At 57.0% G+C, this 12,256-nt stretch carries 17 protein-coding genes; 7 read left to right on the top strand and 10 right to left on the bottom strand.

Annotated features, from left to right (window positions below; genetic code table 11):
- Positions 1-339: transposase (locus DXA43_RS10525; RefSeq protein ID WP_233540072.1), on the top strand; the 339-nt coding region annotated here is incomplete at its 5' end.
- A gap of 21 nt (positions 340-360) precedes the next feature.
- Positions 361-516, top strand: a complete 156-nt coding sequence (locus DXA43_RS10310) for a hypothetical protein (RefSeq protein ID WP_158564991.1) — start codon at positions 361-363, stop codon at positions 514-516.
- A gap of 546 nt (positions 517-1,062) precedes the next feature.
- On the opposite strand, the gene DXA43_RS09775 is transcribed toward DXA43_RS10310, so the two are convergent.
- Both DXA43_RS09775 and DXA43_RS09770 read right to left on the bottom strand, forming a co-directional pair.
- Complete coding sequence (locus DXA43_RS09775) at positions 1,063-3,369, bottom strand: S8 family peptidase (protein ID WP_117807040.1); 2,307 nt, start codon at positions 3,367-3,369, stop codon at positions 1,063-1,065.
- A gap of 3 nt (positions 3,370-3,372) precedes the next feature.
- Positions 3,373-4,470 (bottom strand): ATP-binding protein, encoded by a 1,098-nt coding sequence (locus tag DXA43_RS09770; RefSeq protein WP_158564990.1) that lies wholly within the window; start codon positions 4,468-4,470, stop codon positions 3,373-3,375.
- Between the two features lie 238 nt (positions 4,471-4,708).
- Here DXA43_RS09770 and DXA43_RS09765 point away from each other — a divergent pair, with 238 nt between their 5' ends.
- The 5 genes from DXA43_RS09765 to DXA43_RS09750 all read left to right on the top strand — a co-directional run bounded on the left by DXA43_RS09765 (position 4,709) and on the right by DXA43_RS09750 (position 7,313).
- On the top strand, positions 4,709-4,963 hold the full coding sequence (locus tag DXA43_RS09765) for a hypothetical protein (protein ID WP_117807038.1): 255 nt from the start codon (positions 4,709-4,711) through the stop codon (positions 4,961-4,963).
- A 28-nt stretch (positions 4,964-4,991) separates the two neighbouring features.
- Complete coding sequence (locus tag DXA43_RS10305; RefSeq protein ID WP_158564989.1) at positions 4,992-5,162, top strand: hypothetical protein; 171 nt, start codon at positions 4,992-4,994, stop codon at positions 5,160-5,162.
- A 68-nt stretch (positions 5,163-5,230) separates the two neighbouring features.
- The gene (locus DXA43_RS09760) at positions 5,231-6,367 is read left to right on the top strand and encodes an IS110 family transposase (RefSeq protein ID WP_117807037.1); all 1,137 of its coding nucleotides are present in this window, start codon (positions 5,231-5,233) and stop codon (positions 6,365-6,367) included.
- Between the two features lie 332 nt (positions 6,368-6,699).
- On the top strand, positions 6,700-7,062 hold the full coding sequence (locus DXA43_RS09755) for a hypothetical protein (protein ID WP_117807036.1): 363 nt from the start codon (positions 6,700-6,702) through the stop codon (positions 7,060-7,062).
- A complete protein-coding gene (locus tag DXA43_RS09750) occupies positions 7,059-7,313 on the top strand; it encodes a hypothetical protein (RefSeq protein ID WP_117807035.1) in 255 nt (84 codons plus the stop codon). Before DXA43_RS09755 ends, DXA43_RS09750 begins: the two co-directional genes overlap by 4 nt.
- Positions 7,314-7,419: 106 nt before the next feature.
- Here DXA43_RS09750 and DXA43_RS09745 read toward each other — a convergent pair whose 3' ends face one another.
- The 8 genes from DXA43_RS09745 to DXA43_RS09710 all read right to left on the bottom strand — a co-directional run.
- Positions 7,420-7,701 carry a hypothetical protein gene (locus DXA43_RS09745; protein ID WP_117807034.1) on the bottom strand — a complete coding sequence of 94 codons (282 nt, stop codon included), beginning with the start codon at positions 7,699-7,701 and terminating at the stop codon, positions 7,420-7,422.
- The gene (locus DXA43_RS09740; protein WP_117807033.1) at positions 7,691-7,984 is read right to left on the bottom strand and encodes a hypothetical protein; all 294 of its coding nucleotides are present in this window, start codon (positions 7,982-7,984) and stop codon (positions 7,691-7,693) included. The genes DXA43_RS09745 and DXA43_RS09740 overlap by 11 nt, the downstream gene beginning before the upstream one ends.
- A 321-nt stretch (positions 7,985-8,305) precedes the next feature.
- Positions 8,306-8,641: a UDP binding domain-containing protein gene (locus DXA43_RS09735; RefSeq protein ID WP_117807032.1), complete on the bottom strand. Its 336-nt coding sequence runs from the start codon at positions 8,639-8,641 to the stop codon at positions 8,306-8,308.
- Between the two features lie 60 nt (positions 8,642-8,701).
- Complete coding sequence (locus tag DXA43_RS09730) at positions 8,702-9,268, bottom strand: hypothetical protein (RefSeq protein WP_147344757.1); 567 nt, start codon at positions 9,266-9,268, stop codon at positions 8,702-8,704.
- Between the two features lie 314 nt (positions 9,269-9,582).
- Entirely contained in the window at positions 9,583-10,062 is a 480-nt protein-coding gene (locus DXA43_RS09725; protein ID WP_117807030.1) for a hypothetical protein, read from the bottom strand.
- 17 nt (positions 10,063-10,079) lie between these two features.
- Positions 10,080-11,162, bottom strand: coding sequence for a non-hydrolyzing UDP-N-acetylglucosamine 2-epimerase (wecB, locus tag DXA43_RS09720; RefSeq protein WP_117807029.1), 1,083 nt, complete (start codon positions 11,160-11,162; stop codon positions 10,080-10,082).
- Positions 11,163-11,191: 29 nt separating this feature from the next.
- Positions 11,192-11,893, bottom strand: coding sequence for an IspD/TarI family cytidylyltransferase (locus DXA43_RS09715; protein ID WP_117807028.1), 702 nt, complete (start codon positions 11,891-11,893; stop codon positions 11,192-11,194).
- Between the two features lie 2 nt (positions 11,894-11,895).
- The coding region (locus DXA43_RS09710) for a phosphotransferase family protein (protein WP_147344756.1) at positions 11,896-12,256 on the bottom strand (361 nt) is incomplete at its 5' end.

The raw sequence follows: 12,256 nt of genomic DNA, 5'->3' as shown, positions 1-12,256 counted from the left end.
CACGGAGAGCATTTCCCAGTTGACAAAACTATAGGAACACCCCCCGCTGATGGTGCGGGCGCGCTCCCTGTACACGCCGTCCACGCGTGCCGCTGCGGCGAGCCTGGTTCTGCAGTCGGCGAGCCCGGACTCGAGCTCCCAGCTCGTCACCGATCAGATCGGGGGGTCTGCCCCAAGGCCGCCGAGGTGCTCGAGAAGGCCGAGGCCGACGCCCTGGGCTACCTGGACTTCCCCTGCGAGCACCACGTCAGCCTGCGCACCAAGAATGTGCAGGAGCGCACCGACCGCGAGCTCAAGCGCCGCAGCCGCGTCATACAGGTGTTCCCGAGCAGGAAGTAGCCCATCAGGATGATGGGCGCCGTGTTCGCCGAGATGGACAAGGAGTGGGTCGGCCGCCGCTGGTTCAACGACGACTCCATCGGCAGGGCCGTCGAGGGCGCCGTCGCCGAGCACGTGGCCAGGTTCATCGCGCTCGTCGTGGCCGACAGCCCGATTCCCGGCGGGAAGGCGGCGTGACATACGTTAGGATGACGGCATTCTAGGCGATTCTCGGTTCCTCGGGTCGACTCCGGCTACCCTTGAGAACCGAGACCTACACCAACGATCGCGACACTACCGCACGCTTCGTGCCATCTGGATTGTTTTGGAAAAGAAAACGCCTCATGCTAGGCGCGTACAGGCTCTTCGTGTCAACGTGTATCAGCCTACCATGGAGCGGCGTTGCAGTGCGGCATGGAACGGCGTAGCAAAACTGATGCAATAATCAGCGAATAATCACAAGACCGGAATGGGGCCATGGCGACCTTCTTCAAAGGAGAAGGCCGCCATGGCAAGTCGAAATTCAACTCAGGGATTACTGAGCTCTTCGGAGAGAGTTCACATTCCGAAGACCTAAAGTATCAGTTCGTTAATGTGACCCTTGGAAACTTTCAAGAGTTGTTCAACGCGGTAGACAGATTGCTCGACGAGAGAGGCATCGTTCTGTCTGCCTAATATTATCCTATTGCTTTGTGTGTAGCAGGACGGCCATCAGGCAATTATGCACGATGGCCGTCCATTCTATTAACTCCGTGCCTCAAGACGCGGCTCAATCCTGAGCTTGATTGGCTGCAAGTTGCGATACTCCTGGAGCGTACTGTTGTAAAGACTGCCATTGTAGCCTGGAGCATCGACCGTCACGACCGCATAGTAACGAGTGAGCGCATCGGGATCGTTATTATTACGGAATAAGGATTGGAGCGTCAGCTTCGGGTCATACAATGAGCTTGATTTCATGCGCTGTGTCCTGCTAATGACACTGTCCCACTTCATATCGTTGGCTCGTAACTCTGACTCTTCCCAGTACTTCTTTGCAGGCTTGCTCACCGGCAAGGTTGATGAGGTGTAGCCCTGCAGTTCAAGTTCAGCTGCCTTGATACGCCCCTCCTCGGTGGCGAGATTCACCGTATGCCTATAGCTTGTACCTTTGAGCGAGTACGTGTATTTGTTGGCATGAGGAATGAGGGTATCTACTATGCAGCTTGAGGTGTATGCATCCGAATCATTGGGATTCGTTTCGCAGACTGCAACGATGGTCCAGCTGATTGTGATAAGCCCCTTCGCCGACTCGATGCCGGGGGCAAATATCGGCAGCGAGACAAGCTGCTTAGGTCTGAGCATGCCTTGATATAGCGTGGTGACGCGGTTGTCGTCACAGCTCAGACAACTCGATGGATCATCTGGAGCAATGCCGAAACCGTACTCTTCTCGAACAAAGCTATCACTGTGCTTCGAATTGTGGAGGACCAGAGCCCGGGCGAGATGCTGTGAGATATCCTCGCTTCGCGACATCATTCTGCCAAGCTTGTGGACGAGTAAAGGAGATGCAAAGCTGGTACCCGCGCTTGCGCCTAAAGCATTTCCGCTTGAGGCAACCACCACGAATGGCTTGTTGATGTCCCCTCCATACTCAAGGAGGTCGGGCTTGATTTTGGCACCCTCTCTTCCCGGACCAACACAGCTATACGGAGCGCGTGCCTTCGTACCATCAGGCAATATACAAAACGCGCCAACTCCGATGCCGTTGACCAAATCCGCTGGTGACTGCACACGATTATCTGGGCTTGGCAAATCGCCGTCATTGCCGGCCGCAATGCAAAAGAGGGGCGGCTCGGCATCGCGGTTGTACGACAGCACATCAAGGGCATAAGTGAAGCGGCTGATGTCATCGTCGAGAATGGGGCCAGCGGGGCCAAATGAGAGATTATACAGTTGGATGTCAGGATTATGCCCGACTACGTACTCGATAGCGTCGATCGATTCGTAGAGGTCAATGTCGATGGGATCGCTCGGTGGCAGCACTCGAAAGCTCTCAACCTTCACCTCGGGCGCAGGAAGGACGTCACTAGCTCCCTTACCAGAAAGCTCGCCATGCAGCACGGCTCCGCATACACCCGTTCCATGGTCGATGCCGTCTTGGTCGGGCAGCGATGCAACGGCATCATGCGCATTGACATAGCCGGAGAGGAGCGGGACATTGGGATTGCATCCACCATCGAAGACGCCGACGGTCACAGGTGGGACATTCTGGGCCGCAGCAACCTGCGGTGCTGGTGCGCTCATCGCGCTCCGTATCGGCTCGAAGGCGATTCTTCCCATCGGGTGAACCGTGCGCAGCGGGTTGATTCTCGCTGCTGCCATAGTAGCTTCCCTGCTCAACTGTGCGGCGATGAATGTAACGCCGTCTTTGTATGACCGTACCTCGATTTCGTCACGACCGAGTCCTGCTGCCTTGCAGAACAGGTCTACGGCATCCTCGGCGCTTTCTTGGAGCGGATGAAGCACGGCTTCGACCAGGCCCTCTTTCCATTCCGCATCGAAGCCAAGTATCTTTTCGCCCGGCTCAAGCAGGTCGAAGGAACGGATGGACATTACCTCGTTGCGCCATGCGTCCGATTCGTTTGACCCGGTGCGAAGCGCGTTTTCAAAATCGGCAAGACCCTTTGAGGTCGTGCGCAGGAAGTAGAGCTTTGCGAACTCGAGCTGCTCTCCTGCATCTTCGTCATTACTGTTCTTCTGAGGTTGCACGTTGCCTGTCTTGTATCTCCTGCCGCCGATGACTTGCAACTCGTCCGAAGAGGTGAGCACCGACGAGGGTGCATAGGACTTTGCTTCGAACTTGGGCTCCATACGTATACAGACCACCTTTTCCTCGAGGTAGGAATCAGGGTCGGTCTGCATCTGCCTGGACACAGCGCCGATATTAGCAAGGAGGCGGTTCCTAGCCTCTTCGTACTCGTGTGGCCGTGGCTTGGAACCTCCACCGGTTTTCTTCTGAACTGGCTGAGCATATGATTCGCCGTGAGCAAGGATTGGCAGCGGGTCGGACATGGCTTATGCCTCCTTCATGTAGCGGGAGACCGTCGAGGCGCCGACTCCGACGATCCGCGCAATGTCTCGCACGGTAAGGGCTGGGTTAATTTCTCTGAGTTTTATGCACGCCTCACTCTTCTCCTGCTTCGTTTGAGGTTTGCATTTGGAGTACAGCTCGCTCAGAGAAATGATCTCTATGCTCTCGTCCGGATTCATCACTGATTGGCGCTTAATGTGCTCGCAAAGCTTGCAAATGTCTGCGGCGCTCATGCCCGCGCTCTTCTCGACCATGAGGAAGAGCATCTCTTGCGAGAGCGTGAAGCGGTCGCTGGGCAAGTGTCTCTCGAAGAGTCGCATGCGTTCGTTCTCCTCGGGAAGCGGCACCTCTATAACTCTGTCGAAGCGCCGCCAAATCGCCCTATCCAACAACTCCGGATGATTTGTAGCTGCAAGCACGATGCTGCCCTTAGGGCATGTCTCGATTTCTTTGAGAAGAACGTTCACTAGGCGCTTCAATTCGCCGAGGTCACCCTCGTCATCACGCCGCTTCGCAATTGCGTCGAACTCGTCCAGGAAGAGCACCGCAGGCTGTGCGCGGACATAGTCGAAGACGCTCTTGATGTTTTGTCCGGATCGACCGAGATAGCTGGATATCGAAGTTGCGAGGTCGAGCGTTATGAGCGGAAGAGCGAGCTTGTATGCAAGCCAGTTGGCCGCGTATGTCTTACCCACGCCCGGAGCGCCAATGAAGAGGATACTGTTCGAGGGTTCGATCCCATCCTCGAAAAACCGCTGAATCAGACCTCTTTCCTTGAGAAAGTCGGCAAGCTCTTTTGTGGTTGCAGCATCAAGAATGGGGTCCGGTAGCTCGATTGGCTCTATGAACTCTACGAGAGAGAAGCGGGTCTCTCGGTCGATCGGTAGCGGGTTTATCTCGGCTGCACGGGTAGCCTCGCTTCTCATGTCAGATGCTGCAAGCGCCCCAGCGATCTCCGAAGCGAGATCAGGACGATCACGTCTCAGCTTGCGGGACACCGTGAGCGAGACTGACTCTACGAGTCTTCTGTCATTCTCTAAACAGGCTCTCACCAGCCTAGGTATGTAGTCTATTGCCTCCATATACCATTTCCTCTCTATTGCGGAAATTTGGAACATGCTTAGGATAGCAGATTTACAGCTGCTACCTTATAGATTGTGCTAAAGCTTTGAGCTCTTCGAAAGTGGCACAATACTAAATGTGATTTAGTTCGAGCTGACTACGCTCTTGTGACAGAGAAATACCCTGCTCCTAACATGCATTCGGGCGGGCTCCTGCCTGCGTGATTCACGAAAGTGGTTCCCATGAAGGAGGACACCGATGTGGGCAGGCGACGGAGACGCAGCAGCACCCGCAAGGGTAAACAGACGAACAAGTGCAGCATGGGAAGAAGAAGTTGCCGCCACCGACGATGGCCCCGACGAGTTCAAGGTCCTTCTCGCCAAGCAAGAGGTACGTATCAAGGAGCTTGAGGGCCAGGTGGCCGAGGCCGCCAAGACCGCAGAGGCAGCCGATGCCCTACGCGGCGTGATCGAGCAGGTGAAGGCCCGGGCGGCAGACGAGCGCGCAGAGTAGGAGCTGCGGCTGGCAGGCCGTACGCAATGTGAAGGCGGCCAAGGCGCTGCCGGACGGCCACGACGGCGACGCCTCTGTGTTCAAGGAGGTGAAGCCTTGGCTGTTCTATGGCGGCAAGGCTGGCGGTGTCCAGGGCGGCACGACCGGGCTTTCCAACGCGGGGGTGGCAACCGACGAGAAGCGGCTCAACAAGCACTAGCGCGAGGTCGCCTTACTCGTGGAATAGGGAGGATTCAACATGGCTGACAACAGCATTGTCAGTGCCGACTGAATTTACCCACATGGGGCTACAAACAACTTGCGGAGGAAATCGGCGACCCGTCGGGCTGCGTGGCGGTAGGCATGGAGGGGACGACGTCGTATGGCGCATGTCTATGCTCCTACCTCATGGAACGCGGCTATGACGTCTTCGAAGTACTTCGCCCCAAGAGGGAAAAGAGGCGAGTCGGAGAGGGCAAAACCGATGGCATCGACGCCGAGCACGCCGCCCGCGCGGTGGCTGCCGGAAAGGGCATAGTGCCGAAGTCCCACAACGAGTGGGTTGAGGGCCTGCGCGCCCTTACGGTGGCGAGATCCATACACGTCAACATCATGACCAGCGTATCCAACGCCATAGGCTCCCTCTTGGTGTCGGCCCCGGAGCGGGTCAGGACCAAATACCGGCCGCTCAAGGGAGCGAGCCTGTACAGGAAACTGGGGTCTTGCCGCCCGAATGCGGAAGACGACGTCGCCGGGCCGCTGCTTGCGTCCCTGAGGGCGCTCGCCAGGACCTGGCTGGAGCTCGATGAGAAAGCAGGCCAATTGGAGGGCGCCATGCATCGGCTCATCGAGGCCAATGCGCCAGCCCTCCTGCAGGTGAAGGGGTGCGGCACCGTCAACGCCGCGGAACTCGCGATCGCCGCGGGCGACAACCCGGAGCGCATCCCGAGCGAGGCAAGTATCGCTTCGATCTGCGGCGTGTCCCCCATTCCCGCCTCCAGCGGAAAGACCGACAGGCACAGGCTCAACCGCGGCGGGAACAGGCAGGCCAATAAAGCTCTCCACATGATTGCCGTAAGCAGGATGAGCGGGGACGAGAGAACGCTCGCCTACATGGCAAAGCGCAAGTCCGACGGCAAGACGAAGCGAGAGGCCATGCGCTGCCTAAAGAGATTCATAGCCAGGGAGGTTTACTCGACGTTGCGGCACCCCATGAGGCTGAAGTACGCCCGGGGCGAGGAACTTGCGGCGATGAGAAAATCGCTCAGCCTGACCCAGCAGCAGATTGCCCTAGAGCTTAACGTGCCGAATGTAAGACTCAGCGAAATAGAAAGAGACGTATGCCCCCACGAGGAAATCAGACGCGAATACGACCGCTACCTGAATGCCAAAATGTCGGCCAGTAAAGGACTTGACAGCCCATAGGAGCGTCATTCGGGACGCTACCCTGTTAGTGACACGTCGGACTCCCTGGTGGAGTGGCGGTTGCGCGGCCCGGAGGGCATGGGCGGGTGCGCCACTCGCTCTCCAGCCAGGAACACCTCGACCGTCGACTCGGTCACCCTGATGTTGACCTCCCTTCCGACGAGCAGGTGGCTCACCGAGCAGCAGTTCCACCTGTAGGAGACACACACGACCTTGAGGCGTTCAAGAGGGGTGCCACGTGATTGTCACCAAACGTTGGGCAACGAGCTCGCGGACGTTGCGGACAAGGTGTAGACTCGCAATTTGTTTAAGAGACTAGAAGGGAAGGCCTTGTGCAACATCTCGCATTCCTCTTAGCCGGCAGTGCCGATACTCTCATTGGCGGGTTCATAGGCTTCTTTAGCAGCTTTGTAATTATGCTCATTACAAGGTGGCTTGATCGCAAGGGAAAGCTTAGAATTTACGCTAAACGCACGGTCGTTGACAATAAGAAGAGATGGGGATTTCACGAGGACGGCGGGCAATCTTTGCTTGTTGTGCCGCTCAAGCTCGAGTTCCAGAACACGACGGGACGTTCGCGGGTGGTCCGAAACGTCGATGTTGTTCCCTACAGGAACGGCAAGGAAGTCGCTAAAACTGTGCAAATCGAATACACAGAGAAAAAGCGAGCTGCGGGGGAAAGGTTACTGAAGTGACAACTTCAGAGTATGGCGAGGAGGATGCCCATAACTCGTATTCTTTCACGCTGCCTCCCAACAGCATCGTGAACAAGAAGTGCCTTTTCTGCCTAAAGCATGAAAACGTGCCCGATTTCGACGAGCTCAGACTCGATTACTTTGACGAGCGTGACAGGCGCATATCACTGCACATCGACGAAATCGCCGGGGATTGGAAGCCGCGCGTGTTCGAGCCCGACCTCGATTGGGTGCTGCTCAAGAAGCGGTAGCAGCAAATAAAGATGGACTTGGTTTTGGAGCGCCCGAGAATTTTTCGGATGCTCCATTGTTTGACGGCGGGCTTCATGAAGTGGCCCCGTGTGGGGGCGACAGCGTTTACGGCGCGTCCGCGCGAAGCTGTGTTGTTCTCGAAGACCCTTTAATTTGGCCACAGCGCCTGCCGCCCGGAGCCGCCACACGCAGGTGCTTGCCTGTCGAGGGTTGGGCCGCGAGCGCGGCCCGTGCTTCGTTGGCAAGGGCACGCGCCACCTCGTCCTTATCAACGGCCTCCTTGCCGACGACCAGACCCATGACGCGTTGCAGGAACGCGACCTGGGCTCCCGCTATGAACCCGTATTCGCCGGTATTGGCCCCCACGATCACGAAGTCACGCGTCACAGCGTCGAAGCTTTTCACGAGGATGCGGCGCGCGCGAGGAGACGGTCAGCACGTCGTAGTAGGAGTCCCCCGAAAGCGCGGCCCTCGCCATAATCACGAAGCGCTCAGTCGCAATTCTGTTGATCGGCTTCTCGGGGTGCTTCTTGATGCGGTCGCTGGAGAAGTAGCCCAGGGGGATGTCGCTAACGGGCCCGTCGCTGTTGGCGAACGCGGCCACATTGACCGTCTTGCGCCTGAAGAGGGTCTCGAGGGCCTTGGTGAGGAGCTCGGCGATGGCAAGCATGGCGCGGCCTCCCTACGGACGACGGAGATTGAATTGGGGTTTTGATGCCCGGCTATGATAGCGCTGCCCTCCCGTTCCGAGTGTCAGCTTTCGATGCCCAGACGGCCATATTCCGCGAGCATAACATGCCAAAATAATCATTGACATATACATTTTGATAAATACTATTGCGCCAACGACCGGTAAGGCACCCGCTGTCATGGAAAGTGGCGTCGCGACGAACGAATGATATGCACAACGCCTCCATGGCTTGCCCTAAACAAGAAAGGCCCCCAGCCACCGCGTGTGGCTGGGGGCCTCTTATCGCTCCGAGAAAGCTCGCTAGTCGCGCTTGAAGAGATCGCGCGTGTACACCTTATCCGCCACGTCCGCGAGCTCGTCGCTCCAGCGGTTGGCCACGATGATGGAGCACTCACGCTTGAAGGTCTCAAGGTCATGGGTGACCTCGCTGCCGAAGAAGTCCTCAGCGTCCAACGTGGGCTCGTAGACCACCACGGGCACGCCCTTGGCCTTCACGCGCTTCATGATGCCCTGGATGGAGCTCGCGCGGAAGTTGTCGGAGTTGGACTTCATCGTCAGTCGGTAGACGCCCACGACCGGCTTCTCCTTGCCGGGATAGACGCGGTTCCACACCATCTGCAGAACCTCGTCGGCCACGAAGTCCTTGCGGGTGCGGTTGCCTTCACGACGGCTGCAATTTAAAGACGGCTGATAACGCTAAACTGTCTCCTTAGCATCCTTCATCAGCCTATTGCAGATATAAATCAGCTTCTCGCTCCTTAGAAGTTCATTGAAAACACGATTGAGATCATCATCGTCTCGTATTGTGATATTGCACGGTTCGGCCTCTTCGAACTTATAACGATCGTAGATCTTTGCAAGACCTTTGCACATGCCTCGGTCGAGGGTCATGGCAGCAGGATACGACGGGCCAAACTCAATGGTGAATACCCTAAATCGGTATCTATCCGAACGAATCTCAAAGCAATAGTCATTTTTCTTGTATAGATCACTAGCGTCTTTAAGATCGGAGTCTGGAGCATAATGAACTGTACCTGCTGAAATAATTCTTGAAACTACCGTAGATGCACTTTCAGCCAAATCAAGCGCTGAAACAAGAGTCCTGTTAACGTCGCAAGTCAGTGAAAACAACCCTTTGACCTTGCCTCCAGATGCCTCAGACAGCATTTTGACCTGTTGATTAATAAATGGAATAATCCCTTTTGTCGTCTTTTGCTTAGACTGATTGAACACCTCTGCCCACGGGTTGCTACCGGAAGTCACGACTAACTCACCTGATTCAAATCGATATCAACTAACAACGGCAAATGATCGCTAATCTTCCTGTTGGGACGAACTTTTGCAATCAATTCACAATCGCCTATTCTCTTTGGATAACTATAGGAGTTGATGCAATCCATCAATTCTGGACTAACCAGTGCTTGGTCATAGCAGTTCCAAATGGTACCAGTGCAATCCCCAGAATAATATATAGAGCCGTAGTTTTCCGACTCCTCTGATAACCAATGAATCGTAGGGTTATATAGAAAAGGATATTCGACCTCACGCCACGTTCTGGATGATTTATTTTTAACTATTCACTTAAATAACATCGCATTAAAGGCATTGGGAAGAAGCAGTTCCTTGTCATATGGATTTGCGTTAAAATCGCCCAGAATAATCGTTTTGGAAATAGATAGTACGTTTTCATACCCATGGATTTCATCCATCATTACACGAATATCCATTAGCCTGGATTCAGGATCTGGCGAAGACATGCGGTCGGGTAGATGGGCTACGCCCACAAAAAAAGATTGACCTGATTTCATCGCCAACACGGTAAATCGAGACGCTTCGAAACAGTCAAGAACTTCAATGGACTCTCGAGCAATAACCTTGACCTTGTCACATCCGCCAAAACCTAACAGCCTATAGCCAACACCTTCTATCTTTTCTTCTGAAAAGTCGGTATGAGAAAACTCGGCAAAAGCAGCAATGCCGACCTCTTCCTCTCGCATGCACGTGAGGGCAAGATCGGCATTGTCTTTCTTATTTAGGTTCCAAAAGAGCAGCTTCATAAACAGCTCAGAGATAACTACTTCGCAAGCACGTCGGCAATCCGCTCACTCGCATGCCCGTCACCGTAAGGGTTCGACGCATGACTCATGGCCTCGAACCCGGCCTGATCGCTGAGCAGGCGACTGAACTCGCGGTAGATGACGTCCTCCTCGGTGCCGACGAGCTTCAGCGTGCCGGCGGCAACGCCCTCGGGGCGCTCGGTGGTGTCGCGCATGACGAGCACCGGCTTGCCCAGGCTCGGGGCCTCCTCCTGGATGCCGCCGGAGTCGGTGAGGATGAGGTGGCTCGCCGCCATGAAGTTGTGGAAGTCGAGCACCTCGAGCGGGTCGATGATGTGGAGCCTGTCGAAGCCGTCGAGCTCCTCGTGCGCCGCCTTGCGGACGAGCGGGTTCATGTGGATGGGGTAGATCGCCTTGGTGTCCGGATGCTCCTCCATCACGCGGCGGATGGCGCGGAACATGCGGTGCATGGGCTCGCCCAGGTTCTCGCGGCGGTGCGCCGTGATGAGGATGAGGCGGGAGCCCTCCGCCCAAGCGAGCTCGGGGTGGGAGTAGCCATCGCGCACGGTGGTGCGCAGGGCGTCGATGCCGGTGTTTCCGGTGACCCAGATCTTCGACTCGGGCTTGCCCTCGCCGAGCAGGTTCTGTCTGCTCGCCTCCGTGGGGGCGAAATAGTACTCGCTGACGATGTCCACGGCCTGGCGGTTGAACTCCTCCGGCCAGGGGCTGTAGATGTCGTGCGTGCGCAGGCCCGCCTCGACATGCCCCACGGGGATCTGCAGGTAGAAGCACGCGAGCGCCGCGGCGAAGCTGGTCGTGGTGTCGCCGTGGACCAGGACCACGTCGGGCCTCTCGTCCTCGAGGACGGATTTGAGCTTGACCAGCACGTCACACGTCACGTCGAACAGCGTCTGGCCCGGCTTCATGATCGCCAGGTCGTGGTCGGGAGTCACGTCGAAGGCGCGCAACACCTGGTCGAGCATCTCGCGGTGCTGGCCGGTCACGGTCACGACGGTCTTAAACTCATCCGTACGCGCCTTGAGCTCGTTGACGAGCGGGCACATCTTGATAGCCTCCGGTCGGGTGCCGAAGACAAGCATTATTTTTTTTCATCTTGCATTCTCATTCGTTAGATTTCGGCCAGAATCCATCCCTTGAACAGCCTCAGATCCTCGGCCGTCGTGATCTTGATGTTCGCGGTCGAGCCCTTGGAGAACCATATGCGCTCCCCCATCGCGAACATCAGGCTCGTGGTGTGCGGCTCCACCTTCTCCAGAAGCCCGCGGCGGGCGCCCTCCTCGTAGACCCACTTGGCGTATCCGTAGCGCAGCGCCTGCGGGGAGTTCAGGCACATGACCTCGTCGCGGTCCACGAACTCGCTCGTTCCCTCGCCGTCGCCCGGGGTCGCGGCCAGGTACACCTGGCTGTGCGCGGGGCTGGCGTTGCCGTGCAGCCCGCAGACGCGTATCGCGTCGGAGATGACCTCGTCGGACACGAACGGGCTGGCGCCGTAGTGGACGAGCACCTGGTCGTCGTCGGAGATCTCGCCCTCGAGGTTCCTAAGGCCGCTGATGACGGAGTCCTGGAACTCCCTGCCGCCCTCGGCCACCCAGCGGACCTTGTCGAAGCCGCCGGCGTCGCAGATGGCGCGCAGCTCGTCCTCGTAGCCCTTGCGGCAGACCACCTCTATCGCGTCCACCTCGGGGTGGTTCTGGAACCTCTCGATGGTGTAGGACAGCACGGGGCGCCCCAGGACCTCTATGAACTGCTTGGGCACGTCGGCGCCCACCCGGGTGCCGCGGCCGCCGGCTAGTATTATCGCTACGTTCATCTCTAATTATCTCCATACATCTCGAGTGCAAGCGGGAGGTAGAGGTTGAGGGCGCGCCAGCTCCGCAGCATGAAGAAGCCGTCCTCGCCCAGAGTGTCCTTGAACAGGCACCAGCACACCCAGTACCAGGAGCACAGCGCGAACACGCCGTAGGTGTGGCGCCTCTCCCCGGGGCTCGGCTCGCGCCCGAAGTACAGCGCCAGGATCTCGTCGCCCTTCTCGCGCGAGAGCCCGTCGCGCACCACCATGGTCGCCAGGTCGTTCATCGGGTCGTTCATGCCCGCGTACTCCCAGTCGATCATGCACAGGCCCTCGTTGTTAGCGTCAATATATTTTTCACCATTTTCACCAACGTATTTTCGC

The sequence above is a fragment of the Collinsella sp. OF02-10 genome, assembly GCF_003463445.1.
Taxonomy (GTDB): Bacteria; Actinomycetota; Coriobacteriia; order Coriobacteriales; family Coriobacteriaceae; genus Collinsella.
This window is presented reverse-complemented; position numbering and strand designations above follow the sequence as displayed.